Here is a 26,861-nt window from a genome sequence, read left to right as displayed (position 1 = left end):
GTCCTAGACTGCGCGTTCCAGCACGCTGACATAGTTGGCGACGACGGAGCCGCCCATGTTGAAGACGCCCGCCAGTTCGGCACCCGGCACCTGGATGTCCCCGGCCTCGCCGCACAGCTGCATGGCCGCCATGACGTGCATGGACACGCCCGTGGCGCCGACCGGATGGCCCTTGGCCTTGAGGCCGCCCGACGGGTTGACGGGCAGCGCGCCGCCCGGAGCTACCGTGCCGTCGTCGACGCAGCGGACACCCTGGCCGGCCTCGGCCAGCCCCATGGCTTCGTAGCTGAGCAGTTCGGCGATGGTGAAGCAGTCGTGGACCTCGGCCAGGTCGAGGTCGCGGATGCCGATACCGGCTTCGTCCAGCGCGCGCCGCCAGGCCCGGCGCGGTCCTTCGAAGGCGACCGGATCGCGCCGGGACATGGGCAGGAAGTCGTTGACCTGGACGGTGGACCGAAAGCGCACCGCGCGCCGGAAATCGCGCGCCAGCGGGGCGGCGGCCAGCACCAGCGCGGCGCCCCCGTCGGCGACGGTGGAGCAGTCGGTCTTGCGCAGCGGTGCCGCGATAAGCGGATTGCGCTCGGACACCGTGTTGCAGAAATCGAAACCCAGGTCGCGCCGCAGGTGGGCGAGCGGGTTGCGGGCGCCGTTGGCGTGGTTCTTGGCGGCGATCCGCGCCAGCGTCGCGCCGTGGTCGCCGTGGCGGGCAAAATATTCCTGGGCGATCAGGGCGAAGATGCCGGGAAAGGTCAGGCCGCGCGCGCCTTCCTCGCGGTGGTAGCTCGCGCGGGCCAGCGCCGCGGTCACGGCCGGGCCGTCGGCGGCCGTCATCTTCTCGGCTCCCACCACCAGGGCGGTGCGGATGCGGCCCGAGCCGATCGCGTCCAGCGCGGCGTGGATGGCGGCCGACCCGGAGGCGCAGGCGTTCTCCAGGCGCACGGCGGGCGTGAAGCGGAAGTCGTCGTCGGCACCGAAGGGCAGGGAGGACGGGAAGCCGTCGGGCACCATGCCGGCGTTGAAGTGGGACACGAATACCGCGTCCACGTCCCCCGCCCGCAGCCCGGCGTCGGCCAGCGCCAGGCGCGTGGATTCGACCATGAGTCCCTCCAGGTCGAAATGGTCCAGGCGGCCGAACGGGGTATGGCCCCATCCCACGATGCAGGGGGTCTCCATGGCGTCTCCTTGGTGGCGCCGGCCGCGGTGGGACGGCGCATGTCGTTATGGAGGCCATTATTTCCAGCCGCGCAGGCCGGGCCTAGTCGTAGGAATACGCTAGTAGCGCCCCCGGTCGCAGGGTCCGGCAGCCGCCGGACCCGCGTGGCGCCTGGGCCAAGGGCAGTGTTTTGTTACCTTGTCGCCCCTTTTATGTCACTTCTCCGGTTTTTCTTCACGCGACACCTTCACTTCAAATGCCAATGCACTGATTTCATAGAGTATTTCGCAATGTGAAGGTTTGAGGAAGTGCGCCTAAGTCCTTGTTACTACTGAAGAAACCGTGATCGGGCGGCTTGACCCCGCGTAATCGCTCATTTAGAGTGGGAAATAGTAGAATTTTGTGCAAAAAAGTGGGGTGAAAAGCCGTGTTTCAGGGTAGCAGCGCGCTGACGCTCGATGCGAAGGGAAGGGTGTCTATCCCTACCCGGCATCGTGACGCGCTGATGATGCAGGCCGAAGGCCGCTTGACCCTGACCCGGCACCCCGACGGTTGCCTTCTGATCTACCCCCGTCCCATCTGGGAGGTGAAGCGCGAGCAGATCGCCGCATTTCCGATGCAGGCGCGCGCGCTGCAGCGGCTGCTGCTGGGCAACGCCCAGGATGTCGAGCTCGATAGCGCGGGCCGCATCCTGATCGCTCCCGAGCTGCGCACCGCCGCCGCCCTGACGCGCGAGGTGATGCTGCTCGGCCTGGGCGCTCACTTCGAGCTGTGGGACGCTGCCGTTTTGGCCCAGCGCGAGCAGGAGATGCTGGCGCAGGGCATGCCCGAAGTCCTGAACCAGTTTTCTTTCTGACGCCGTGACGACCCCATTCCTGCATCGGCCCGTCCTGCTCGAGCCGACGATAGACGCGTTGGCCGTACCCGCCGACGGCGTTGGCGCCGGGGTATGGGTCGACGCCACTTTCGGCCGAGGCGGCCACGCCCGCGAACTGCTCGCGCGGCTCGGGCCCGAGGCCAGGCTGGTGGTGTTCGACAAGGATCCGCAGGCCATTTCGGTGGCTCGCGCGCTGGCTGAGCAGGACCGCCGGGTGACGGTGGTCCACGAAGGTTTTGGCGGACTGGCCGAGGAAATGTCCCGACTGGGGATCGCCCGCATCAGCGGCCTGATGATGGACCTGGGTATTTCGTCTCCGCAGATCGACGACGCCGAGCGTGGATTTTCCTTCATGCGCGATGGCCCGCTCGATATGCGGATGGATACGACGCGCGGCGAAACCGCCGCGCAATGGCTCGCCCATGCGAGCATCGATGACATGCGGGAGGTCATAGCACGCTATGGTGAAGAACGGTTTGCTTTCCAGATTGCAAAGACGATTGCAGCTGGCCGCGAGAAACGGCCTATCACGACCACAGGCGAGCTTGCCGACATCGTGGCTGGTGCAGTCCGCACGAGGGAGAAGGGCCAGCATCCAGCGACCCGCACCTTTCAAGCTCTACGGATTCACCTCAATCAGGAGCTTGAAGAGCTCCCGCGTGCGCTAGCCGCGGCGCTCGACCTGTTGGCGCCCGGCGGCCGGCTGGCGGTGATCAGCTTCCACTCGCTGGAAGACCGCATCGTCAAGCAGTTCATCGCCGCCGCGGCCCGGCCCGGCGCGGAAACCGCGCGCCTGCCGCTGCGCGAGAGCGAGCGGCCGCAGCCGGTGCTGGCCTCGATCGGCCGCGTCCTGCCCACCGAGGCCGAGGTCGCCGCCAATCCCCGCGCCCGCTCGGCGGTGCTGCGGGTGGCCGAGCGTACCCACACGGCCTTGCCGGCCGAGGGCGGCAGGGCTTTTGTCAAGACGCCCGAGACGCCCGCCGCCAAGCGGCGCCCGCCGGCCCGGACGCGCACCCCGCGCGCCCATACTTTCGCCAGCGCATAGGAGGCCGGCATGGGGCGCCTGCTCTTCGTCCTGACGGTGGCCCTGATAGGGTGCGCACTGTCCCTGGTCAGCAGCCAGTACAAGGCGCGCAGCCTGTTCGTCGAACTGGAGCGCGCCCAGGCCGTGGCGCGCGACCTGGACGTGGACTGGCGCCGGCTGCAGCTCGAGCAGACCGACCATGCCAAGCACGCGCTGATCGATAACGTGGCCCGCAAGACGCTCAAGATGGAGCCGGTCACGCCCGCGCGCACGATCTACCTGGCGCAGTCGCGCGACGCGCAGAGCGGTCCGGCCCTGCTGCCCTATGGTCCGCCGGGCGTTCCCCTGCCGGCCAAGCCGAAAGCGGGAGGTGCGCGATGAAGCGCCGTGTCCGTTTCTCGTCCGAGAATCCTGTCCTGAACCTGAAGCTGCCGGCGTGGCGGTCGCGCTTCGTGCTGTTCATGCTGTTCGCCGGATTCACGGCGCTGGCCGTGCGCGCGCTGTACCTGCAGGGGCTGTCGAACGAGTTCCTGCAAAAGCAGGGCGAGTCGCGCTATGCCCGTACGCTGGTGCTGCCGGCCTCCCGCGGCAAGATCACCGATCGCAACGGGGTCGTGGTCGCCTCCAGCGTGCCGGCCCGCGCTGTTTGGGCCATTCCCGAGGACGTCAAGGCGCCTCCGGGCACGCTGGCCGAACTGGCCAAGCTGCTGGAGATCCCCCTGCGCGACCTGCAACGCAAGCTGGCCAACGAAGACAAGACCTTCGTCTACCTGAAGCGGCAGGTGCCGGTGGATGTGGCCGAGAAGGTGGCGGCGCTGGGCCTGGACGGCATCCACCAGCAGCGCGAGACGCTGCGCTATTACCCCGAGGGCGAGGTGCTCGGCCATGTGCTGGGTTTCACCAACGTCGAGGACCGCGGGCAGGAAGGCATCGAGCTGGCCTACAATTCCCAGTTGGCTGGCCGCGCGGGCAGCCGCCGGGTCATCAAGGACCGCCTGGGCAGGGTGGTCGAGGACGTGCAGGCGGTGCGCGCGCCCGCCAACGGTCACGACCTGACCCTGTCCATCGATACCCGGGTGCAGTACCTAGTGTTTTCGCAGTTGCAAGAAGCCGTCGAGCGCCACAAGGCCAAGGGTGGCGCCGCCATCGTGGTGGATACCCGCACCGGGGAGATCCTCGCCCTGGCGAACATGCCCACCTACAACCCCAACCACCGCGAGACCCTGACCGGTGCGCGCCTGCGCAACCGGGCGCTGACCGACACCTTCGAGCCGGGCTCGACCATCAAGCCGTTCTCGATCGCGCTGGCGCTGGACCTGGGCCGGGTGCAGCCCTCGACCGTGGTCGACACCGGCGGCGGCCGCATGACCTTCTACGGGCGCACGATTTCGGACACCCACGGCTATGGCAAGCTGGACGTGGCCGGCGTGGTCCAGAAGTCCAGCAACATCGGCACCACCCTGATCTCCCAGCGTATCGAGAACAAGGAGATGTGGGAGAAATACACGGAACTCGGCCTGGGCCAGGCGCCCAAGCTCGATTTCCCCGGCGCGGTTGCGGGCCGCCTGCGGCCCTATGAAAAATGGCGGCCCATCGAGAAGGCGACCATGTCCTACGGCTATGGCCTGTCGGTGTCGCTGGTGCAGATGGCCCACGCCTACACCGCGTTCGCGCGCGACGGCGACACCGTGCCCCTGACCTTCCTGAAGACCGAGCGCCCGCCCGCCGGCACCCGCATCTATTCCTCGAAGACCGCGCGCACCATGCGCCAGATGCTCGAGGCGGTGGTGGGGCCGGGCGGCACGGCCTCGCAGGCACAGGTCATGGGCTATCGCGTGGCCGGCAAGACCGGTACCGCGCGCAAGATCATCAACGGTGCCTACGCCACCAAGTACGTCGCGTCGTTCTCGGGCTTCGCGCCGGTGTCGAATCCGCGCATCGTCGTGGCGGTCATGATCGACGAACCCACGGCGGGCAGCATCTACGGCGGCGCGGTGGCCGGACCGGTGTTCTCCAAGATCACCGGCGGGACGCTGCGCATGCTGGGTGTCGAACCCGACGCGCCGTTCAAGTCGCTCGTCATCCCCGAGCATCCGCTGGAGGACAGCCTGTGACGATGGCGACGTCTCCCGCCTCCATCCTGGAGTGGCTGCGCAAGCATGCCTCTCCAGGTTCGCATTTGCGCCTGGACTCCCGGGCGGTGCAGGCGGGCGACATCTTCCTGGCCTATGCGGGCGCCCGCAGCGACGGCCGCGATTTCATCGGCCAGGCGCTCGAGCGCGGGGCGAGCGCGGTGGTGTTCGAAGACACCATGGCCGACCGCACGGCCGCGCTCAGGCGCAACCTGGCCGAACGGGGCATTCCGGCTCTGCCGGTGGCGGGCCTGAAGGCCGCGCTGGGCATCGTCGCCTCCGGCTGGTATGGCGACCCTTCGCGCGAGATGAAGGTAATCGCCGTCACCGGGACCAACGGCAAGACCTCGTGCACGCAGTGGATCGCGCGCGCGCTGACCGATGGCGGCATGCCCTGCGGCGTGATCGGCACGCTGGGCATCCAGATCCCTGGGCCCGACGGCGGTTCGCGGGCACTGGCCACCGGCCTGACCACGCCGGATGCGGTAGCCCTGCACCGCGCCCTGGCCGACATGCGCCGCGACGGCGTCGCGGCGGTGGCGATCGAGGCGTCGTCGATCGGCATCGCCGAAGGGCGGATGGACGGCCTGCACGTCGACATCGCCGCCTTCACCAACCTGACCCGCGACCATCTGGATTACCACCCCGACATGGCCGCCTACGAGGCCGAGAAGGCGCGGCTGTTTTCGTGGCCGGGCGTGGCCGCGGCGGTGGTGAACCAGGACGACGAGGCCGGCCGGCGGCTGCTCGCCTCGCTCCAGGCCAGCGGCCGGGCCGTGGCGCTGACCGCCTACACGCTGGAGCCGGCGCAGGCCGGCGATGCGGCGCCCCGGGTGCTGCGCGCGTCCGACCTGCATGCCACCGGCAGCGGCATGGTCTTCACCCTGAACTGGCAGGCCCACGCGGTGCAGATCGCCACACCGCTGCTGGGCGAGCACAACGTTTCCAACCTGCTGGCGATGGCGGGCGTGTTGCTTGAGCTCGGATGGAGCGTGCAGCGCGTGTCGTCCGCCCTGTCGTCCGCCCAGCCGGCGGCCGGCCGTCTGCAGGCGGTGCCGGCGCCGGGCCGTGCCCCCGGCGAAAGCGGGCCCCTGGTCGTGGTCGACTACGCGCACACCCCGGACGCCCTGGCGCGCGCGCTCGAGGCCCTCGTGCCGGTGGCGCGCACCCGTGGCGGCCGGCGGATATGCGTATTCGGCTGCGGCGGCGACCGCGATCCCGGCAAGCGGCCGCAGATGGCCCAGGTGGCGTGCGCCCATGCTGATCTCGTCGTGGTGACCAGCGACAATCCCCGCAGCGAGCGGCCCCAGGCCATCATCGACCAGATCCTGGCGGGCGTGGCCGAGGGCTGCCCCGTGCGCGTCCGGCCCGACCGCGCGCTCGCCATCCGGGAAGCCATCGTCCAGGCAGGGCCCGACGACATCATCCTGCTGGCCGGCAAGGGCCACGAGGCCTATCAGGAAATCGACGGCGTTCGCCATCCGTTCTCGGACGTCGAACAGGCCGCGGCCGTCCTGGCCACCTATCGCGCCGAGCCCGCCCCCGGCGGGTTGATGACGGTAGCCGACGCGGCGCAAGCCATGCGGGGCGTCGTGCACGGCGAGGCCGGTGCCGACCGCATGGCGTTCTCCCACGTCGGCAGCGACTCGCGCAACGTGGCCGCCGGCGAGTTGTTCTTCGCCCTGAGCGGCGAGCGTTTCGACGGCCATGCCTACGTGCGCGCGGCGCACGAGGCCGGCGCGGCGGCGGCCGTGGTGCAGCGTCCCGTCGAGGATGCCGGAATGCCGCAGGTCGTCGTGGCCGACACCCGCCGCGCCCTGGGCGACCTGGCGGCCGCCTGGCGCGGACGGTTCGCGATCCCGGTGGTGGGCGTGACCGGCAGCAACGGCAAGACCACCACCAAGGAAATGATCGCCGCCATCTTCGCCGCGCGCCATGGCGTCGACGGCCGGCTGGCGACGCAGGGCAACCTGAACAACGAGATCGGCGTGCCGCTTACGCTGATGCGGCTACGCGATACGCACCGCTGCGCCGTCATCGAACTGGGCATGAATCATCCCGGCGAGATCGCCGAGCTGTCGCGCATCGCCGCTCCCACCGTGGCGCTGGTCAACAACGCCCAGCGCGAGCACCAGGAGTTCATGCACACGGTGGAAGCCGTTGCGCGCGAGAACGGCGCCGTCATCTCGGCCCTGGCGGCCGATGGCGTTGCGGTGTTCCCCGGCGACGACCCCTATACCCCCGTCTGGACCGAACTGGCCGGCGCTCGCCGCTGCCTGCGCTTCGGCCTGTCGGGCGAGGTCGAGGTCACGGCCGCGGACCTGCGGCTGGATGCCTTCGAGACCCGCTTCCAGCTGCGCACGCCCGACGGCCAGGCCGACGTGGCGCTGGCCGCGGCGGGCCTGCACAACGTACGCAATGCCCTGGCCGCCGCCGCCTGCGCGCTGGCGGCGGGCATGGACCTGGAGGTCATCGCCCGCGGCCTGGCCGAGTTCGCGCCGGTCAAGGGCCGCATGCAGCGGCACCGCCTGTCCGGCGGGGCGTTGCTGATCGACGATACCTACAACGCCAACCCCGACTCGGTGCGCGCCGCGATCGACGTGCTGGCCACGCTGCCACGCCCACGGGTGCTGGTGCTGGGCGACATGGGCGAAGTGGGCGACCAGGGCCCGGCCATGCACGCCGAGGTTGGCGCCTATGCCAGGGAACGAGGCATCGACGCGTTGTTCGCGCTGGGCGAGGCGACGCGCGACTCCGTCCAGGCGTTCGGCGCCGGCGGCATGCATGCCGCTGCGGTCGAGCTGGTGGCGCCCGCCGTGATCGCGGCCGGTCCCGCGTCGGTACTGGTGAAGGGCTCGCGTTTCATGCGCATGGAGCGGGTGGTGCAGGCGTTGCAGGCCGGCCCCCCGTCGGATCATTCTTCTATTGGTAATAAGCATGCTGCTTGAACTGGCCCAGTGGTTATCCGAGGATTACCGGGCTTTCTCGGTGTTCAGCTACATCACGTTGCGCGCGGTGCTCGCGTGCGCCACGTCGCTGCTCATCGGCCTGATGGCGGGACCGTGGGTGATCCGCAAGCTCACCGCGCTCAAGATCGGCCAGGCCGTCCGCACCTACGGTCCGGAAACCCACCTGATCAAGAGCGGCACGCCCACCATGGGCGGCGCGCTGATCCTGATCTCCATCGGCGTGTCGACGCTGTTGTGGGCCGACTGGAGCAACCGCTTCGTCTGGGTCGTGCTGCTGGTCACCTTCGGTTTCGGCTGGATAGGCTGGTCGGACGACTACCGCAAAGTCGTGCGGCGGGATCCGGAAGGCATGCCCGCGCGCGAGAAATTCTTCTGGCAGACGCTGATCGGGCTGGTCGCGTCGGTGTACCTGGCCTTCGCCATTTCGGCGCCGGACGCCGGCGGCACCTGGTCGTTGTTCGTCGACTGGATCTCGGGCGGCTTCGGCTACCACCTGCCGCCGCGCGCCGACCTGATCGTGCCTTTCTTCAAGAGCGTGAGCTATCCGCTGGGCGTGATCGGCTTCATCGCGCTGACCTGGGCGGTCATCGTCGGCAGCAGCAACGCGGTCAACCTGACCGACGGGCTGGACGGCCTGGCCATCATGCCCACCGTCCTGGTGGGCACGGCGCTGGGCGTGTTCGCCTACGTCGTGGGCCGCGTCGACTATTCCCGCTACCTGTTGTTCCCCTACATCCCGGGCGCCTCCGAGCTGATGGTGATCTGCGCCGCCCTGGGCGGCGCGGGGCTGGCTTTCCTGTGGTTCAACGCCTATCCGGCCCAGGTCTTCATGGGCGACGTCGGCGCGCTGGCGCTGGGCGGCGCGCTGGGCACCATGGCGGTGATCGTGCGGCAGGAGATCGTGCTGTTCATCATGGGCGGCGTGTTCGTGGTCGAGACGCTGTCGGTCATCCTGCAGGTGAGCTGGTTCAAGTACACCAAGAAACGCTACGGCCAGGGCCGGCGGATATTCAAGATGGCACCGCTGCACCATCACTTCGAGGTCAGCGGCTGGAAGGAAACCCAGGTCGTCGTCCGGTTCTGGATCATCACCATGATGCTGGTGCTGATCGGACTGGCGACGTTGAAGTTGCGTTGAACCGTGTCGGACGAATCGCTGAACATGCAAACCCCCGTTGAAACCGCCGCGCGAGCGCCGTTCACCCTGGTCCTGGGCCTGGGCGAGTCGGGCGCGGCCGCCGTGCGCTGGTGCGCACGGGCGGACGGGGGCCTGCGCGTGGCCGACTCGCGCGCCGAACCGGCGGGCCTGCAGGCCCTGCGGGAAGCGGCGCCGCATGCCGACTTCCGGCTGGGCGCGGACGCCATGCGGGACAGCGGCGGTGCGAGCGTCTTCGATCCCGCCCTGCTGGAAGGCGTCGAGTGCGTCGTCATCAGCCCGGGCCTGCCGCCGCATGCGGCGCCCGCGGGCGATCTGGTCGGCGCCGCGCGCGAGCGCGGGATTCCGGTCATCGGCGAGATCGAACTGTTCGCGCTGGCCCTGGCCGAACTGGCTGCGACCCGCTCGTATGCGCCGCGCGTGCTGGCTGTGACCGGCACCAACGGCAAGACCACCGTCTGCGCGCTGACGGGGCACCTGATCGAAGCCGCCGGCCGTTCGGTGGCCGTGGCGGGCAACATCAGCCCGGCCGCGCTGACCGCGCTGATCGCCGCGCTGGACGAGGACCGCCTGCCGGACGTCTGGGTGCTGGAACTGTCCAGCTTCCAGCTGGAAACCACGCACAGCCTGCGGCCCGACGCGGGCGCGGTGCTGAACCTGACCCAGGACCACCTGGACTGGCACGGCGACATGCGCGCCTACGGCGCGGCCAAGGCCCGGCTGCTCGCGGCCTCGTCGGTGGCTGTCGTGAACCGCGACGATGCCCAGGTGGCCGCCATGGTCGAGCGGCTGGATGCCGAGCACGTGCGCAGCTTCGGGCGCGAGGCGCCGGTGGCCACGGGCGACCTGGGGCTGGACCACAGCCACGGCGTGGCCTGGCTGGCCGAAGCGGCGGCCGAGGATTTCGACGCGCCGCCGCCCAAGCGCAAGAAGGGCGAGGTCGTGACCCGTCCCGACGGCCGGGTGAACCGCCTGATGCCGGTCGATGCGCTGCTGATCCGGGGCCTGCACAACGCCTTGAACGTCCAGGCGGCGCTGCTGCTGGCGCGCAGCCTGGGGCTGCCCTGGGCGCCGCTGCTGCGCGCGGTGCGAGAGTACCGGGGCGAGCCGCATCGCGTGGAATTCGTGCGCGGCATCGCCGGCGTCGACTTCATCGACGACAGCAAGGGCACCAACGTGGGCGCGACCGTCGCCGCGCTGGAGGGGCTGGGACAGCGCAGCGTGCTGATCGCCGGCGGTGTCGGCAAGGGGCAGGATTTCTCGCCGCTGGCCCGCGCCGTGGCCCTGCATGCGCGCGCCGTGGTGCTGATCGGCCGCGACGGGCCGCTGATCGCCGAGGCGCTGAAGGACGCCGGCGTGCCGCTGGCCACCGGCCACGACCTGAACGCCGCCGTGCGCACCGCCCTGGATCTGGCGCAGCCGGGCGATGCCGTGCTGCTGTCGCCGGCCTGCGCCAGCTTCGACATGTTCCGCGACTACAAGCACCGCGCCGACCAGTTCGTCGACGCCGTGCAGTCCCTCGCGGCCGACCGGGGGGAGGTGTAGCCCGATGAGCCTGTTCGCCGAACTGACCGGTAGCGTCAACGCCGTGCGGCCCAGCCGCACGCGGATGCTGAATTACGACGCCGCGCTCGTCACCTCGGCCCTGTCGCTGCTGCTGATCGGGCTGGTCATGGTGTATTCCGCGTCGGTCACGCTGTCCGACTCGCCCAAGTTCGCCAACTACGGCAACTACTATTTCCTGATCCGCCATGCGTTGTACCTGGCGCTGGGGGTGGTGGTGGCCGCGGCCACGTTCACCATCCGGATGGACGTGTGGCAGAAGTTCTCGATGCCCGTGTTCGGCGTGGCGCTGTTCCTGCTGGTGGCGGTGCTGATTCCCGGCATCGGCAAGGAAGTGAACGGTTCGCATCGCTGGCTGCCGCTGGGCTTCGTCAACTTCCAGCCCTCCGAGCTGATGAAGCTGGCCGTGCTGATCTATGCCGCCGACTATACGGTGCGCAAGCAGGCCTACATGCAGAATTTCGTGCGCGGCTTCCTGCCCATGGCCTGCGCGATGGCCGCCACGGGCCTCTTGCTGCTGCTCGAGCCCGATCTGGGCGCCTTCGTGGTCATCGTCGCGATCTCGATGGGCATCCTGTTTCTGGGCGGCATCAACGGCAAGCTGTTCGGCGGCCTGACCGCCGTGCTGGTGTCGACCTTCCTGCTGCTGATCTGGGCCGCGCCCTGGCGGCGCGAGCGGCTGTTCGCCTACCTGGATCCCTGGACCGAGGTCAACGCGCTCGGCAAGGCCTACCAGCTGTCGCATTCGCTGATCGCCTTCGGCCGCGGCGAGTGGTTCGGCGTGGGGCTGGGCGCCAGCGTGGAGAAGCTGCACTACCTGCCGGAGGCGCACACCGACTTCCTGCTGGCCGTGATCGGCGAGGAACTGGGTTTCGTCGGCGTGCTGGTGGTGATCACGCTGTTCTTCGTGATCGTGCGCCGGGGCTTCGAGATTGGCCGCCAGGCCATCGCCATGGACCGCGTGTTCAGCGGCCTCGTCGCCAAGGGCGTGGTGCTGTGGATAGGCGTGCAGGCGCTGATCAACATGGGCGTGAACCTGGGGCTCCTGCCGACCAAGGGCCTGACGCTGCCTTTCATGAGCTTCGGCGGCTCGGGCATCATCGCCAACATGGCGGCGCTGGCCGTCCTGATGCGCGTGGACTACGAGAACCGCATCCTGATGCGCGGAGGGCGCCTATGAACGCGCCGCGCACGCTGATGGTCATGGCCGGCGGTACCGGCGGCCACATCATGCCGGGGCTGGCGGTAGCCGGCGCGCTGCGCGCGCGCGGTTGGAACGTGGTCTGGATGGGCAACCCGGACGCCATGGAGGGCCGGCTGGTGCCGCCCCAGGGCATTCCGATGGCGCCCGTGCGTTTCTCCGGCGTGCGGGGCAAGGGCCCGGCCACGCTGCTCAAGCTGCCGTTCACGCTGGCCCGTGCCGCGGCCCAGGCGTTGTCGGCGCTGCGCCGCCATCGTCCCGACGTAGTGCTCGGCATGGGCGGCTATGTGGCGCTGCCCGGCGGGCTGATGGCGCGCCTGCGCGGCACGCCGCTGGTGGTGCACGAACAGAACTCCGTGGCCGGCATGACCAATCGCGTGCTGGCGCGCTGGGCCAGCAAGGTGCTGACAGCCTTCCCCGGCGCCTTGCCCGGCGAGCTGACCGGTAATCCCGTCCGGCCCGAGGTGGCCGCCGTGGCGCCGCCGGCCGAACGCTTCGCCGGCCACGCCGGTCCGCTGCGCCTGCTGGTCGTGGGCGGCAGCCTGGGCGCGCAGGCGCTCAACAGCACCGTGCCCGCCGCCCTGGCGATGCTGCCGGCGGACGCGCGTCCGCAGGTGGTGCACCAGGCGGGCGAGAAACACATCGACGAACTGCGCACCGCGTATGCCCGGGCGGGGGTCGACGCCGACTGCCGCGCGTTCATCGCCGACATGGCGTCCGCCTATGCCGAGGCCGACCTGGTCATCTGCCGGTCCGGCGCGATGACGGTGGCCGAGGTCTGCGCGGCGGGCGTGGCGGCCCTGTTCGTGCCGTTTCCCCACGCGGTGGACGATCACCAGACCACCAATGCCAAGTATTTGAGCGATGCGCAGGCCGGATGGCTGCAGCCGCAATCGGCCCTGACGGCCGACTGGCTGGCCGGCTGGCTGCGCCAACGCACACGGGCCGAACTGGCCGAAACCGCGACCCGCGCGCGAGCGCTGGCGCATCCGTTCGCTACCGAGCGGATCGCCGACATCTGCGAGGCGGCGGCGCGACGCTGATACATCATGAGACATCGAATCCGACACATCCATTTCGTTGGCATAGGCGGCTCCGGCATGAGCGGGATCGCCGAGGTGCTGTTGAACCTCGGCTACCGCATCAGCGGCTCCGACCTGGCCGACAGCGCCACCACCCGCCGGCTGGCGGAGCTGGGCGCGCACATCACGCAGGGCCACAGCGCCGACAACGTCGAGGGCGTGGACGCCATCGTCACGTCCACCGCGGTCGCGGGCAACAACCCGGAAGTGATCGCCGCGCGCAACAAGCGCATCCCCGTCGTGCCGCGCGCCGTCATGCTGGCCGAGCTGATGCGCCTGAAGCGCGGCATCGCGGTGGCGGGTACGCACGGCAAGACCACCACCACCAGCCTGATCGCCAGCGTGCTGGCGGCCGGCGGGCTGGATCCGACCTTCGTCATCGGCGGCCGCCTGAATTCGGCGGGCGCCAACGCCAAGCTGGGGCAGGGCGAGTTCATCGTGGTCGAGGCCGACGAGTCGGACGCCTCGTTCCTGAACCTGCTGCCGGTCATGTCGGTGATCACCAACATCGACGCCGACCACATGGATACCTACGGCCACGATTTCGCGCGGCTCAAGAGCGCGTTCGTGGAATTCACGCAGCGGATGCCGTTCTACGGCACCGCGGTGCTGTGTATCGACGACGCCAACGTGCGCGAGGTCCTGCCCTTCGTGTCGCGGCCGGTCACGACCTACGGTTTTTCCGCCGATGCCCAGGTGCGGGCGACCGAGGTCCACACCGACGGCCCGCGCATGTGCTTCACCGTCAGGCGGCGCGACCGGCAGGTCGAACTGCCGCCGCTGGACATCACCTTGAACCTGCCCGGCGAGCACAACGTGCGTAATGCGCTGGCCACCATCGCGGTGGCGACCGAGCTGGGCGTGCCGGATGACGCCATCCGCGAGGCGCTGGCGGCGTTCAAGGGCGTCAATCGCCGCTTTACGCAGGCGGGAGTGTTCCCGGTGAAGGCCGAACACGGTGGCGGCAGCTTCACGCTGATCGACGACTACGGCCATCACCCGGTGGAAATGGCCGCCACGCTGGCAGCGGCGCGCGGCGCCTATCCGCGGCAGCGCATCGTGCTGGCGTTCCAGCCCCATCGTTACACACGCACACGGGATTGCTTCGAGGATTTCGTCAAAGTGCTGGGTACGGCCGATGCGCTGCTGCTGGCCGAGGTCTATGCGGCGGGCGAGCCGCCCATCGTGGCGGCGGACGGCCGCTCGCTGGCCCGCGCCGTGCGCGTGGCCGGAAAGGTCGAGCCGGTGTTCGTCGAGGACATCGCCGACATGCCGCAGACCATCGCGGATTTCGCGCGCGACGGCGATGTCGTCATCGCGATGGGCGCCGGCTCCATCGGCAGCATGCCGGCAAGAATGGGAGCGCTGTTCGCTCCAGCATCGGATCAGGAAGGGACAGGGCAATGAGCGCGCAATTCGGCAAGGTCGGTGTGTTGTACGGCGGGAAGTCCGCCGAGCGCGACGTGTCCATCATGTCGGGCACCGGCGTGCACAAGGCCCTGCGCAGCGCGGGCGTCCAGGCTCACCTGTTCGACACCGGCGTGCGCTCGCTGGCCGAGCTGGCCGAGGAACGCTTCGACCGCGTCTTCATCGCCCTGCATGGACGCTATGGCGAGGACGGCACGATCCAGGGCGCGCTGGAACTGCTGCGTGTCCCCTATACCGGCAGCGGGCCGCTGGCCTCCGCGCTGGCCATGGACAAGACCATGACCAAGCGCATCTGGGTCCACGAAGGGCTGCCCACGCCGCGCTTCGAGACCCTGGACCGCCAGTCCGACCTGGCCGCGGTGGCCACGCGCCTGGGCCTGCCGCTGATCGTCAAGCCGCCGCACGAGGGATCCACCATAGGCGTGACCAAGGTCACGGACCTGGCCGGCATGCGCGCGGCCTACGACCTGGCGGCCGAGTACGACGAGCACGTCCTGGCCGAAGCTTTCATCCAGGGCCGCGAGCTGACCGTGGCCGTGCTGGGAACCGGCGCCTCGGCGCGGGCCCTGCCGGTGGTCGAGATCGTGGCGCCCGAAGGCAACTACGACTACGAACACAAGTATTTCACCGACGACACCCGCTACCTGTGCCCCGCGCAGTTGCCGCCCGCGGTCACCCAGCGCGTCCAGGAAATCAGCGAGGCCGCGTATCGCGTCCTGAGCTGCGAAGGCTGGGGGCGGGTGGACGTGATGCTGGACGCCGACAACCAACCCTATCTGCTGGAGGTCAATACTTCGCCCGGCATGACCGGCCATTCCCTGGTGCCGATGGCGGCCGCCGCCGACGGCATGAACTATGAAACCCTGTGCGTGGAGATCCTGAAGGACGCCCGCTGCAAGGTTTCAGGCCGGTCTTCGTAAGAGATTGAATCGGACACTCTGTGTGGAACGACTCCCGTACCCTGAACCTCATCGCCAATACCCTGTACCTCGCCGCGGCGCTGGTGCTGACGGCGTGCGCGCTGCTGTGGCTGGCGCAGCGACCGGTATTCGCGTTGCAGACGATCTGGATCGAGGCCGAGGATGGCACGCTCCAGCATGTGACGCCGGCCAGCGTGCATCCGGCCATCGCCGGCCGGCTGACGGGCAACTTCTTTACCGCCAACCTGGAGCAGATGCGCCAGGTGTTCGAGACGGTGCCCTGGGTGCGGCAGGCCTCGCTGCGCAGGCAATGGCCCAATTCGCTGGTCGTGACCATACAGGAGCACCAGCCGCTGGGGCTGTGGAACGAGAACCGCTTGCTCAACACCTACGGCGAATCGTTCACCGCCAATCTGGGCGAGGCCGAGGACGACCGCCAACTGCCGATCTTCGGCGGCCCGGAGGGCTCGGAGAAGCTGGTGGCGCAGCGCTACGCCGAACTGACGCGCTGGTTCGCGCCGGTCAAGCTCGATCCGCTGCGGGTGGTGCTGACGCCCCGCTACGCCTGGCAGGTGGAGCTGTCCAACGGCGCGATCATCGACCTGGGACGCGAGCCGACCACCGCGCCCGGCACGGACACCGCATCGCTGGAATCCCGCGTGCAGCGCTTCGTGCAGGCGATTCCGGTGATCGAGTCGCGCATCGGCAAGCTGGAACATGCGGACCTGCGCTATCCGAACGGCTTCGCGGTCACCACCGCCCGGCCGCCGGCCAGCGCCAAACCGAATCCAAGGAAACCTGCATCAACCATGCAACCTAACCAGAAAAGACCATGACTCGTGAAACCAAGGATCTGATCGTTGCCCTCGACATCGGCACCAGCAAGGTGGTGGCGGTCGTGGCCGAGATGCTGCCTGAAGGGCGCTTCGAAGTGCTCGGTCTCGGGCAGCATGAGTCGCGCGGCATGCGCAAGGGCGTGGTCGTCAACATCGAGACCACGGTCAACTCCATCCAGCGCGCGCTGGAGGAGGCCGAGCTCATGGCCGACTGCAAGATCCGGGACGTCTTCACGGGTATCGCCGGCAGCCACATCCGCAGCTTCAATTCCAGCGGCATGGTGGCGATCAAGGACAAGGAAGTCACCGCCACCGACGTGGCGCGCGTCATCGAGACCGCCAAGGCCATCAACATCCCGACCGATCAGCAGGTGCTGCACGTGCTGACGCAGGAGTTTATCGTCGACGGCCAGGAAGACATCCGCGAGCCCATCGGCATGAGCGGGATACGCCTGGAAGTGCGGGTGCACATCGTGACCGGCGCGGTCAGCGCGGCCCAGAACATCGTCAAGTGCGTGCGCCGCTGCGGCCTGGAAGTGCAGGACCTGATCCTGCAGCCGCTGGCCTCGAGCCTGGCCTGCCTGACGCCCGACGAAAAGGAACTGGGCGTGGCCCTGGTGGACATCGGCGGCGGCACGACCGACATCGCCATTTTCACCGGCGGCGCGATCCGCCACACCGCGGTCATTCCGATTGCCGGCGACCAGATCACCGGCGACGTCGCCGCGGCGCTGCGCACGCCCACGCCCGATGCCGAAGAGATCAAGCTGCGCTACGGCGTGGCCAAGCAGGTGCTGGCCAGCCCCGACGAACGCATCGAGGTGCCCGGGCTGGGCGACCGCGGGCCGCGCCAGTTGTCGCGCCAGGCGCTGGGCGCCGTGATCGAGCCGCGGGTCGAGGAACTGTTCACCTTCGTGCAGCAGGTGATCCGCGAGTCGGGCTACGACGAGCTGCTGTCGTCGGGCATCGTGCTGACCGGCGGCACCTCGCAGATGCCCGGCGTGGTGGAACTGGCCGAGGACATCTTCCTGAAGCCCGTGCGCCTGGGCGTGCCCGAATACACCGGCAGCCTGGCGGACGTGGTCCGCAGCCCGCGCTTCTCGACCGTGATGGGCCTTTTGGCCGAGGCCCGGCTGCAGCGCGTGCGCGGCCGCAAGGTGGCGCAGCAGACCGGAAATGTCACACAGGTTTTCTCTCGTATGAAAGAGTGGTTCCTGGGGAATTTTTGAAGCGATCCCCCGTCGCATACGTTGCCCGAATCGTGCAGTCCTTCGCAGTCCGATGAAGCAGTGCCCGTTCTTTGAGTCCGTGCAGTTGCAGGTCCAGAGTATCCAGCAGTCCGTTCAAACCAGTTTTTTTATTTGAGTCGAGGAGGTGCGTGACCGGGGAAGGTGAAACGTGAAGCGCGATCCCAAGGCGGGGTCAGTCAGATGGTCGATTCCGGCCCGATCACATTTCACATTTCACATTTCCCAGCCGCCACTTATCCGCCAGAACCCCCGGAGGTCATTATGAAATTCGAAATGCTAGACACCGATACCCGTGGAACGGTCATCAAGGTGGTGGGTGTGGGCGGCGCCGGCGGCAACGCCGTTGCTCACATGATCCGTCGCGGCGTGCAGGGCGTGGAGTTCATCTGCGCCAACACCGACATGCAGGCGCTGTCGCATACCAACGCGCCGGTGCAGATCCGCCTGGGCCGCAGCGGCCTGGGCGCCGGCGCCAAGCCCGAGCAGGGCCGCGCCGCCGCCGAGACCGCCCGCGAAGAAATCCGCGACGCGCTGCAGGGCGCCAACATGGTGTTCATCACCGCCGGCATGGGCGGCGGCACCGGTACCGGTGCCGGCCCGGTGGTGGCCGAGGTCGCCAAGGAACTCGGCATCCTGACGGTGGCCGTGGTGACCAAGCCCTTCAACTTCGAAGGCAGCAAGCGCATGCGCATGGCCGAGGAAGGCATCGACGCCCTGACGGAGCACGTGCATTCGCTGATCGTCGTGCTGAACGAGAACCTGTACGAACTGCTGGGCGAAGACGCCACGCAGGAAGACTGCTTCAAGTCCGCCGACGACATCCTGCACAACGCCTGCGCCGGCATCGCCGAGATCATCAACGTGGACGGCAACGTCAACGTCGACTTCGAAGACGTCAAGACCATCATGAGCGAGCAGGGCAAGGCCATGATGGGCACCGGCATCGCCAGCGGCGTGGACCGCGCCCGCGTGGCGTCCGAGCAGGCCATCGCGTGCCCGCTGCTGGAAGGCATCGACCTGAACGGCGCCCGCGGCGTGCTGGTCAACATCACCGCCAGCCGTTCGCTGAAGATGCGCGAGACCCGCGAGATCATGGACACCATCCGCAGCTACGCCGCGGAAGACGCCACCGTGATCTTCGGCGTGTCGTACGACGATGCGATGGGCGAAGACCTGCGCGTCACCGTCGTGGCGACCGGCCTGGGCCGCACCAAGGCCAAGCCGCAGCTGGTGCAGAACACCATGCAGCAACTGCGCACGGGCACGGACAACGTCCCGGCCTACAACGCCCAGGCGGGTGGCACCAACTACCACGACTACGACACGCCTACGGTCTTCCGCAACCCGCGGGATGCGTCGATGCGCGTGCAGGCGCTGGAAAGCTCGGGCATGGAGCACCTGGACATCCCGGCCTTCCTGCGCAAGCAAGCTGATTGAGCCAAGGCTCAATCAGCTTGCTGGGTGGGTGAGCCCCCCCGTACGCGCTGACGCGCGCCCCCCAGGGGGCGATGCGAGTGGACCGGCAAAGCCGGATCCACCGCATCCTGGGTCTAGTTCCTGTATCGTGAGGTCCTGGCGCTGTTGCTTCGCAGGCTGCCTGCGCTAGCACCGGTGGTACAACCCAACCAGTCCCCACTAGACCCAGGAAACCGCGGATCTGGCTTTGCCAGTCCGCCGGTTTCGCCCCCTGGGGGGCGCGCGTCAGCGCGTAGGGGGGGACATTTTTTTTAGGAGTCTTCCATGACCATCAAAGTAGGCGATCGCGTCCCCGACGGTACCCTGACCGAGTTCATCGCCGTGGAGACCGAGGGCTGCTCGCTCGGCCCCAACGCGTTCCAGGTCGCGGATCTGGTCAAGGGCAAGAAGATTGCCGTGTTTGCCGTGCCGGGCGCCTTCACGCCCACCTGCTCGGCCAAGCACGTGCCCAGCTACCTGCAGAACCATGACGCCCTGAAGGCCAAGGGCGTGGACGAGATCTGGTGCGTGGCCACCAACGACGCGTTCGTGATGGGTGCCTGGGCCAAGGACCAGGGCAGCCAGGGCAAGGTCCGCATGCTGGCCGACGGTTCGGCCAAGTGGACCAAGGCGCTGGGCCTGGAGTTCGACCTGACCGAGCGTGGCATGGGCGTGCGTTCGCAGCGCTATTCCATGCTGCTGGACGACGGCGCCGTCAAGGTGCTGAACGTCGAGGCGCCCGGCAAGTACGAAATCAGCGACGCGGAAACCCTGCTCAAGCAGCTGTAATTCCGTTTCCGGCACGGCCGCGGCACGGTGTGCGCGGCCGTATCGGAACCTGTGGCGTCCGACCCGCTCTAACACGGAAACGTTACAATATAGTATTAACCCGGATTCCTAGCCGCCATGCTTTGCCAGCGCACAATAAAAAGCGTCACTCGAACCACCGGAGTCGGTCTGCATTCCGGGCGGCGCGTCGAGATCACGCTGCGTCCGGCGGCGCCCAATACCGGCATCGTCTTCCACCGCATCGACCTGCCCGAACCCGTCGACCTGCCCGCTTCCGCGATGGCCGTCGGCGACACGCGCATGGCGTCGGTGCTGCAGCAGGGGGACGTGCGGGTCTCCACCGTCGAACACCTGATGTCCGCCTGCGCGGGCCTGGGCATCGACAATCTGCACGTGGACCTGACGGCCGAGGAAGTGCCCATCATGGACGGCAGCGCGGGTACCTTCGTGTTCCTGCTGCAATCGGCGGGCATCGAGGAACAGAACGCGGCCAAGGAATTCATCCGGGTGCTGGAGCCGGTCGAAGTGCGCGAGGGCGAAGGCGCCTCCGCCAAATGGGCCCGGCTCGAACCCTATGACGGCTTCTCGCTGGCCTTCTCCATCGACTTCCACCATCCGGCCATCGACGCCACGTCGAATTTCGCCGAAATCGACTTCGCCAAGCATTCCTACATCAAGGAAATCGCGCGCGCCCGCACCTTCGGTTTCATGCAGGACGTGGAAAACCTCCGCGCCGCGGGCCTGGCGCGCGGCGGCAGCCTGGACAATGCCATCGTGATGGACGAATTCCGCGTCCTGAACAGCGATGGGCTCCGCTACGACGACGAGTTCGTCAAGCACAAGATCCTGGACGCCATCGGCGACCTGTACCTGGTGGGCAAGCCCCTGATCGCCCGCTACGTGGCCCACAAGTCGGGCCACGGCATGAACAACCAGCTCGTGCGCGCCCTGCTGGAGCGCCGCCACGCCTGGGAACTGGCCACCTTCGAATCGAAGTCGGTCGCCCCCCAAGCCTTCCGCGAAGACTGGGTGACCGTGTGACCCCCCCTACGCCCTTACGGGCGCCCCCCAGGGGGCGAAACCGGCGGACTGGCAAAGCCAGATCCGCGGTTTCCTGGGTCTAGGGAAACCACCTTGAACTGAATCACCGGTGCTACCGCTGGCAGCCAGCGATAGCAACAATGCTACGCCCCAAGACAGCGGTACTAGACCCAGGATGCGGTGGATCCGGCTTTGCCGGTCCACCCGCATCGCCCCCTGGGGGGCGCGCGTCAGCGCGTAGGGGGGGGTAACCTCTTTTTCAGTTCGGCCAGGGCCTGGGTGCCCAGCTCGGTGGCCTGGCGAGTCGGGGCCCGCGGGGCCGGGCGGGACAATCCGGTCTCTTCCAGACGGGTAAGCGTTGCTTGAACGCGGACGGCGATTCCGTTAACCTGCCACCCTTGCTTTTCCAAGGCCGCCACCAGCCGGGGCGCCAGCTGGCGCAATTTGGCCGAATGGGCCGCGGCCGGTACGCCCAGCGTCAATTGGCCATCCTCGAAGCGCAGCACGTGGCAGGCTGGGCCCAGGGGCGCGGGCAGGGCGGCGCAGACCTGGCGTTGCAGGTCCAGCAGGCGGCGGGCGGTGCCCAGCAGGCTGGCACCCTTGCCGTCACGTCCCAGGCACGCCAGCGTGGCGGTGTACTGCGCGGGATCTGCCTGGGTCTGCGGCTTGCGCCGCTTCCGGAAGGGCGCGGCGGGCCGGGTACGAAAAGTTTCGATCACGAACTCCCTGGAGTCTCGGGAACATTCAAGAGGATACGGGGCGCCGAGCAAGGCGCGTCTCTCACGCCAGGAGGCACGTTCCGTGCAGATCATCATAGTGCATCCGCGCCTGTCCGAGGCGAGGACGCTGACCATAACCCCCCGTTTCGCTGCGGGGATGATCGCCGCAATCGGTGCCGCCCTGATTCTCGGGGCCGTACTGTTGAATTACGCCGCGTCCGGCATCGCCTGGCCCTGGAGCGATTCCGGCCTGTCCGAGCGCAGCCGCGAAGAAGCCCGCCAGCAGGCGGTGCTGCGCGAGAACATCAACCTGCTCGCCAAGCGCGTGGGTGAAATGCAGGCCAAGCTGATGCAGCTCGATGCGCTGGGCGAGCGCGTCGCCGGCCTGGCGGGGGTGTCCCCGGCGTTTTCCGCCAAGGGCGTGCCGGGCCGCGGCGGGCTGCTGGTGTCGCCGCAGCCCATGTCGCCCCAGGACGTCAGCTCCGAACTCGATCATCTCGAAGCCCAACTGGCCGAGCGCTCCGACTATCTCAGCGTCCTGGACGCGCAATTGACGACCCTGTCGGTGCGCAAGGCCATGACGCCCACCGTCATGCCCGTCACGCAGGGGTACAACGGTTCCTCGTTCGGCTGGCGGGTCGACCCCTTCACCGGTACGCGCTCCCTGCACGAAGGGGTGGATTTCTCCGCGCCGTCGGGCACTTCCATCGTGGCGGCGGCGGGCGGCGTCGTGCAGGTGGCCGAATTCCATTCCGGCTACGGCTACATGATAGACATCGACCACGGCAATGACCTGGTCACCCGCTATGCCCATGCGTCGAAGCTGCTGGTCAAGCCGGGCGACCTGGTCAAGCGCGGCCAGCGCATCGCCGCCGTCGGCAGCACCGGCCGCTCCACCGGCTCCCACCTGCATTTCGAGGTGCGGCTGGGCGGCGTCGCCGTCAACCCCAACAACTTCCTGACCCACGGCCCCGGCAAACAGCCCGTCGAACCGTTCTCCAAGGTCGTCACCCTGCCAGCCCCCGGACCGCTGGACTAGAGAGAGGCCCCCCTACGCGCTGACGCGCGCCCTGGATGGTGAGCCCCCAGCCGCTACGCGGCAGCCCCCCGAGGGGGCCTGGGCCCGCCTTGGGGCGGCCCGGCGCCGGGCCCAGGATGCGGTGGATCCGGCTTTGCCGGTCCACCCGCATCGCCCCCTGGGGGGCGCCCGAAGGGCGTAGGGGGGGGACCATAATCAGCCGAGACCTCCCGCAGGCAGTGCATCAGGCGTTCGCTGGCGGGGGACAGCGCGCGCTGCTTGCTCCAGGTCAGGCCGATGGGGCGCAACAGGCCGGGGAGTTCCAGCGGCAGGATGGCCAGCATGCCGAGATCGCTGTAGTGCCGCGCCGCGACGCGGGACAGCAGGCCGACGGCCTGGGTGGACTGGAGGTAGGTCGCGATGACCGGCACCGACAGGGTTTCGATGTAGTCGCTGGGCATGGCGATGTCGTGTTCCTGGAACACGGCCTCCAGCGGCTCCCGGGGCAGGGACGCGACCGGCGGCAGAATCCAGGGATAGGGGGCCAGGTCGCGCCAGTGCAGGGACGACGCCCCGGCCAGGGGATGCTGGCGGCCCACGACGACCATGCTCGACCCCTCGAACAGCGGAGCTTCCTCGAAGTCCGCCGACGGCCAACTGGACAGGCGGCCCACCAGGACGTCCAGGTCGCCGCGCCGCAACTGCGGCAGCAGCGTGTTCATCGAGCCTTCCTGCACGTGCACCGTGGTCGTGGGCGAAACCCGCTTGAGGGCGGCCAGGGCCTGGGGCACCAGCGCCGAAGTCATCGCGGGCATGGCGCCCAGCGCGGCCCGGCCGGATGCGCCGGACAGCAGCGCGCGCAACTCGTCGCGGGTCTGGGCCAGGGTGTTCAGCATCACGCGGGCCTGGCGGATCAGGCATTCGCCGTAGACGTTGGGTTGCACCCCCCGGGCCGTGCGGTCGAACAGCTTGAAGCCCAGGCCTTTCTCCAGCTCGGACAGAGCCAGTGACACCGCCGGCTGGGTGATGTTGAGGCTGGCGGCGACCTTGCCCAGGTTGCGCAGCTCGTCCAGCGCCACCAGCAATTGGAGGTGGCGCGGCTTGAGGTTGGCGCGGATGTACCAGTCGAGTCTCGCCATGGCGGATCTCTCCGGAATTTCATAAGTGAATGCTTATGATAATCGCCGGATTATTAAGTGGTTTGCTTATGTTGATGCGGGCATGATGGGCGCCTTCGATCAGGAGTCCCCGTGTCCCATCCCAAGCCGACATCGATCATCGATCTTCATACCCACGTCATCGCCTCGGACCAGCAGGCCTATCCGCTGGCGCCGCTGTCCGGCCGGCAGTCCGACTGGTCGCGCGAGCGGCCGGTCACGCGCGAGGCCATGCTGGCGGCCATGGACGAGGCAGGCATCGCGCAGGTCGCGCTGGTGCAGGCTTCCACCTGCTATGGCCACGACAGCAGCTATGTCGCGGATTCCGTCGCCGCCCGGCCGGACCGTTTCATCGGCGTCTATTCGATCGGCCTGGCCGAGCCCGGCGCCGCCGAGCGCGTCGCCTACTGGCACGGCCGCGGGCTGCAGGGCATGCGCGTGTTCATCGCCGGCCACACCGCGGCCGACCACGCCGCGCGGCTGGACGACCCGCTGGGCTTTCCCGCCTGGGAGCAGGCGCAGGAACTGGATATCCCCGTGTGCGTGCAGCTGCGGGCCGATGGCCTGCCGCAACTGGAGAATATCCTGCGGCGCTTCCCGCGCGTGCGGGTGCTGCTGGACCACTTCGCCCGGCCCCGGCTGGACGACGGCCCACCCTATGCGGCGGCGGCCAGCCTGTTCGCGCTGGCGGACCATCCCAACCTGTTCTTCAAGTTCACCACCCACAACGTCCGGGAGGCCCGCGAAGGGGCGGCCACGCAGGCCAGCTTCCTGCGGCGCGCGATCGACGTGTTCGGCGTCCGCCGCATCGCCTGGGGATCGAATTTCCCGGCATCGGCGGGCAGCCTGGCCAGCCTGCTGGGCGAGGCCCTGGAGGCCACCGCCTCGCTGTCCGGCGAAGAACGGGAATGGATCTTCCATCGCACGGCCCGGGCTCTGTATCCCGCGCTGGACGCCGCCTCGGCAAGGGGGGCGTGATGGGTTCGACGATGCTGCGCACCCTGCTGGGTGATTATCCGAACACGCTGGCCCTGAAACGGGGCGAGCTCGCATCGGCGTCCGTCGGTTTCGAGTTCGATCCGGTCAAGACCGCCAACCGGGCGTTCAAGCGCGTGGTGCGCGAGGGCGCCTTCGACGTGGCGGAGCTGGCGCTGGTGACCTTCCTGCAGGCCAAGGCCTACGGCAAGCCCCTGGTGCTGATGCCGGCCGTGGTGGGGGCGGGCCGCTACCAGCATCACTGCCTGGTCCACAACGTCGAGCGTGGCCGCCTGCGGGTGGCGGAGCTGGCCGGCAAACGCATCGGGATCCGGGCCTACGCCCAGACCACGGTGGCCTGGGTGCGGGGCATCCTGGCCGACGACTATGGGGTGGACCTGAACGGAATACGCTGGGTGACGTTCGAGGACGGGCACCTGGCCGAATTTGCCGATCCGCCCGGGGTGACGCGGGCCGAGGGCCGGAACATGGTGGAGATGCTGCTGGCGGGAGAACTGGACGCGGCCATCATCGGCACGGACCTGCCCGACGATCCGCGCCTGGCGCCGGTGCTGCCCGATCCCCATGCGGCCGCCGCCGCGTGGGGTGCCCGGCACGCCATGGTGCCCATCAACCATATGGTGGCCGTGGACCGGGCGCTGTGCGAGACGCGTCCGGAGGTGGTCCGCGAGGTCTACCGGCTGCTGCAGGAAAGCAAGGCCGCGGCCCGGCGGGACGCCGGCGGGCCGGATCTGACGCCGTTCGGCGTGGAGCCCAACCGCCATGCGCTGGAACTGATCATCCACTACGCCTACGACCAGAAACTGATTCCGCGCCGCTATGCCGTCGACGAGCTGTTCGACGACGTGACCCGCGTGCTGTGACCGGAGCCGGCCACGGGGCCGGTCCGCCACGACTATGGCGGCGGCGGGGGCCGTCGCCTTCATTCCCAGGAGACAACATGAAATGGTTCGCAATCCTGGCCGCCTGCGTGGCGGCCGCCGTTCCCACGCTTCCCGCGCAGGCCCAGGTGGGCGGCCAGGTCACCCGCATCGTCGTGCCGTTCGCGGCGGGCGGAGCCCGGGAACTGCTGGCGCGCACGTTCTACCAGGAACTGGGCCAGCAGCTGGGCCAGACCATCATCATCGAAAGCCGGCCTGGCGCGGGCGGCGCCATCGGGACGTCCAACGTGGGGCGGGCCGATCCGGACGGTCGCACGCTGCTCATGGCCGCGTCCAGCCACTTCGTCACGGCCGCGCTGGGCGCCAAGCCGCACTATGACCCGGTCAAGGATTTCACGCCGGTGGCCAATATCGGCACCCAGAGCTACGTGCTGATGATCAGCAGCGCGCTGCCGGCCAGGAACGTGGCCGAATTCATTGCCTATGCCAAGAAGCGCCCGGGCGAGCTGAACTACGGCTCGGCCGGCATCGGCAGCTCCACCCATCTGGCCATGGCCTATTTCCTGAGCACGGCCGGGCTGGACATGCTGCACATCCCCTACAAATCCACCCAGGAAGCGGCCAACGACGTGGCCGGCGGGCGGGCGCAGGCGGTGATCGTGCCCAATGCCGGCGTTGGCGCCTACCTGCAGGATGCCAGGCTGCGCATCATCGGCGTGACCTCGCGCCAGCCCTCGCCCCTGCTGCCCAGCGTGCCGCCCATCGCCCAGGCCGGCCTGCCTTCCTACGTGTTCGAGTCGTGGTTCGGCCTGCTGGCGCCCGCCGGCACGCCCGCGCCGGTGGTCCAGCGCATCAACGCCGCCGTGGCGAAGGTGCTGGAGATGCCGGTCATCAAGGAGCGCCTGGCCACCCAGGGCGTGGCGCCGGATGCCATGAACGTCGATGAGTTTGGCAAACTGTTCGTCCAGGACAGGCAACTGATGGCCCGCATCGTCAAGGAGGCCAGGCTCACCCGGGATTGACCCGGACCGGTCCCGGCCAGGGGCGGGCGCCGTCTCCGGGCCGGCCCAGCCGCCGGGGCGGCGGCCGGGCGGGGATGTCCATGCGGACGGGGCGCGCGATTCAACGTCCTCCCACGGTGCTAAACTGGCTGGCTTATCCCCTATCCCGGCTGGGATGCTAGGCCACGGCCCGGCCCCGGTTGCTTGCAAATA

Annotated in this window: 23 protein-coding genes; 20 read left to right on the top strand and 3 right to left on the bottom strand. The window is 68.7% G+C overall.

From position 1 onward, the window contains the following. Positions 1 to 3 precede the first annotated feature (3 nt). Positions 4 to 1,173: an acetyl-CoA acetyltransferase gene (locus WKR98_RS28190; protein ID WP_341435290.1), complete on the bottom strand. Its 1,170-nt coding sequence runs from the start codon at positions 1,171 to 1,173 to the stop codon at positions 4 to 6. A 407-nt stretch (positions 1,174 to 1,580) separates the two neighbouring features. On the opposite strand from WKR98_RS28190, the gene mraZ reads away from it, so the two are divergent. The 16 genes from mraZ to lpxC all read left to right on the top strand — a co-directional run bounded on the left by mraZ (position 1,581) and on the right by lpxC (position 20,876). Beyond that, entirely contained in the window at positions 1,581 to 2,009 is a 429-nt protein-coding gene (gene mraZ / locus WKR98_RS28185) for a division/cell wall cluster transcriptional repressor MraZ (protein ID WP_124691241.1), read from the top strand. Positions 2,010 to 2,013: 4 nt separating this feature from the next. Beyond that, positions 2,014 to 3,075, top strand: coding sequence for a 16S rRNA (cytosine(1402)-N(4))-methyltransferase RsmH (gene rsmH, locus WKR98_RS28180; RefSeq protein WP_124691240.1), 1,062 nt, complete (start codon positions 2,014 to 2,016; stop codon positions 3,073 to 3,075). A gap of 9 nt (positions 3,076 to 3,084) precedes the next feature. Then, the gene (ftsL, locus tag WKR98_RS28175) at positions 3,085 to 3,435 is read left to right on the top strand and encodes a cell division protein FtsL (RefSeq protein WP_124691239.1); all 351 of its coding nucleotides are present in this window, start codon (positions 3,085 to 3,087) and stop codon (positions 3,433 to 3,435) included. Next, the gene (locus WKR98_RS28170) at positions 3,432 to 5,168 is read left to right on the top strand and encodes a peptidoglycan D,D-transpeptidase FtsI family protein (RefSeq protein WP_124691238.1); all 1,737 of its coding nucleotides are present in this window, start codon (positions 3,432 to 3,434) and stop codon (positions 5,166 to 5,168) included. The genes ftsL and WKR98_RS28170 overlap by 4 nt, the downstream gene beginning before the upstream one ends. Before the next feature lie 2 nt (positions 5,169 to 5,170). Continuing rightward, positions 5,171 to 8,134 carry a bifunctional UDP-N-acetylmuramoyl-L-alanyl-D-glutamate--2,6-diaminopimelate ligase MurE/UDP-N-acetylmuramoyl-tripeptide--D-alanyl-D-alanine ligase MurF gene (gene murF / locus WKR98_RS28165; RefSeq protein WP_124691237.1) on the top strand — a complete coding sequence of 988 codons (2,964 nt, stop codon included), beginning with the start codon at positions 5,171 to 5,173 and terminating at the stop codon, positions 8,132 to 8,134. Then, positions 8,124 to 9,293 carry a phospho-N-acetylmuramoyl-pentapeptide-transferase gene (gene mraY / locus WKR98_RS28160; RefSeq protein WP_087841735.1) on the top strand — a complete coding sequence of 390 codons (1,170 nt, stop codon included), beginning with the start codon at positions 8,124 to 8,126 and terminating at the stop codon, positions 9,291 to 9,293. Before murF ends, mraY begins: the two co-directional genes overlap by 11 nt. A 24-nt stretch (positions 9,294 to 9,317) precedes the next feature. Then, positions 9,318 to 10,856: a UDP-N-acetylmuramoyl-L-alanine--D-glutamate ligase gene (gene murD / locus WKR98_RS28155; RefSeq protein ID WP_341435289.1), complete on the top strand. Its 1,539-nt coding sequence runs from the start codon at positions 9,318 to 9,320 to the stop codon at positions 10,854 to 10,856. Between the two features lie 4 nt (positions 10,857 to 10,860). Further along, positions 10,861 to 12,054: a putative lipid II flippase FtsW gene (gene ftsW / locus WKR98_RS28150; RefSeq protein WP_124691235.1), complete on the top strand. Its 1,194-nt coding sequence runs from the start codon at positions 10,861 to 10,863 to the stop codon at positions 12,052 to 12,054. Next, on the top strand, positions 12,051 to 13,118 hold the full coding sequence (gene murG / locus WKR98_RS28145) for an undecaprenyldiphospho-muramoylpentapeptide beta-N-acetylglucosaminyltransferase (protein WP_124691234.1): 1,068 nt from the start codon (positions 12,051 to 12,053) through the stop codon (positions 13,116 to 13,118). Before ftsW ends, murG begins: the two co-directional genes overlap by 4 nt. Positions 13,119 to 13,124: 6 nt before the next feature. Further along, the gene (murC, locus tag WKR98_RS28140) at positions 13,125 to 14,564 is read left to right on the top strand and encodes a UDP-N-acetylmuramate--L-alanine ligase (protein ID WP_124691233.1); all 1,440 of its coding nucleotides are present in this window, start codon (positions 13,125 to 13,127) and stop codon (positions 14,562 to 14,564) included. After that, entirely contained in the window at positions 14,561 to 15,505 is a 945-nt protein-coding gene (locus tag WKR98_RS28135; protein WP_341435288.1) for a D-alanine--D-alanine ligase, read from the top strand. The genes murC and WKR98_RS28135 overlap by 4 nt, the downstream gene beginning before the upstream one ends. 20 nt (positions 15,506 to 15,525) lie before the next feature. Beyond that, positions 15,526 to 16,341, top strand: a complete 816-nt coding sequence (locus WKR98_RS28130) for a cell division protein FtsQ/DivIB (protein WP_124691231.1) — start codon at positions 15,526 to 15,528, stop codon at positions 16,339 to 16,341. Then, positions 16,338 to 17,570 (top strand): cell division protein FtsA, encoded by a 1,233-nt coding sequence (gene ftsA / locus WKR98_RS28125; protein ID WP_087841729.1) that lies wholly within the window; start codon positions 16,338 to 16,340, stop codon positions 17,568 to 17,570. Before WKR98_RS28130 ends, ftsA begins: the two co-directional genes overlap by 4 nt. A gap of 279 nt (positions 17,571 to 17,849) precedes the next feature. Then, complete coding sequence (gene ftsZ, locus WKR98_RS28120; protein ID WP_124692488.1) at positions 17,850 to 19,028, top strand: cell division protein FtsZ; 1,179 nt, start codon at positions 17,850 to 17,852, stop codon at positions 19,026 to 19,028. Positions 19,029 to 19,331: 303 nt separating this feature from the next. Next, entirely contained in the window at positions 19,332 to 19,835 is a 504-nt protein-coding gene (locus tag WKR98_RS28115) for a peroxiredoxin (protein WP_124691230.1), read from the top strand. Between the two features lie 117 nt (positions 19,836 to 19,952). Further along, complete coding sequence (lpxC, locus tag WKR98_RS28110) at positions 19,953 to 20,876, top strand: UDP-3-O-acyl-N-acetylglucosamine deacetylase (RefSeq protein WP_124691229.1); 924 nt, start codon at positions 19,953 to 19,955, stop codon at positions 20,874 to 20,876. A 230-nt stretch (positions 20,877 to 21,106) separates the two neighbouring features. On the opposite strand, the gene WKR98_RS28105 is transcribed toward lpxC, so the two are convergent. Next, positions 21,107 to 21,595: a DciA family protein gene (locus WKR98_RS28105; protein ID WP_341435287.1), complete on the bottom strand. Its 489-nt coding sequence runs from the start codon at positions 21,593 to 21,595 to the stop codon at positions 21,107 to 21,109. 82 nt (positions 21,596 to 21,677) lie between these two features. Between WKR98_RS28105 and WKR98_RS28100 the strand changes: the two genes are divergently transcribed. After that, a complete protein-coding gene (locus WKR98_RS28100) occupies positions 21,678 to 22,634 on the top strand; it encodes a M23 family metallopeptidase (protein ID WP_124691227.1) in 957 nt (318 codons plus the stop codon). Between the two features lie 53 nt (positions 22,635 to 22,687). Here the strand turns inward: WKR98_RS28100 and WKR98_RS28095 are convergent, their stop codons facing one another. After that, on the bottom strand, positions 22,688 to 23,752 hold the full coding sequence (locus WKR98_RS28095) for a LysR substrate-binding domain-containing protein (protein WP_341435286.1): 1,065 nt from the start codon (positions 23,750 to 23,752) through the stop codon (positions 22,688 to 22,690). Between the two features lie 111 nt (positions 23,753 to 23,863). Here WKR98_RS28095 and WKR98_RS28090 point away from each other — a divergent pair, with 111 nt between their 5' ends. From WKR98_RS28090 to WKR98_RS28080, 3 genes are all read left to right on the top strand, one after another. After that, a complete protein-coding gene (locus tag WKR98_RS28090) occupies positions 23,864 to 24,748 on the top strand; it encodes an amidohydrolase family protein (RefSeq protein WP_341435285.1) in 885 nt (294 codons plus the stop codon). Beyond that, positions 24,748 to 25,629, top strand: coding sequence for a phosphate ABC transporter substrate-binding protein (locus WKR98_RS28085; RefSeq protein WP_341435284.1), 882 nt, complete (start codon positions 24,748 to 24,750; stop codon positions 25,627 to 25,629). The genes WKR98_RS28090 and WKR98_RS28085 overlap by 1 nt, the downstream gene beginning before the upstream one ends. Before the next feature lie 77 nt (positions 25,630 to 25,706). Then, positions 25,707 to 26,669 carry a tripartite tricarboxylate transporter substrate-binding protein gene (locus WKR98_RS28080; protein WP_124691223.1) on the top strand — a complete coding sequence of 321 codons (963 nt, stop codon included), beginning with the start codon at positions 25,707 to 25,709 and terminating at the stop codon, positions 26,667 to 26,669. Positions 26,670 to 26,861 lie beyond the last annotated feature (192 nt).

This window comes from Pigmentiphaga sp. YJ18 (genome assembly GCF_038066655.1).
Classification (GTDB): Bacteria; Pseudomonadota; Gammaproteobacteria; order Burkholderiales; family Burkholderiaceae_B; genus Pigmentiphaga.
This window is presented reverse-complemented; position numbering and strand designations above follow the sequence as displayed.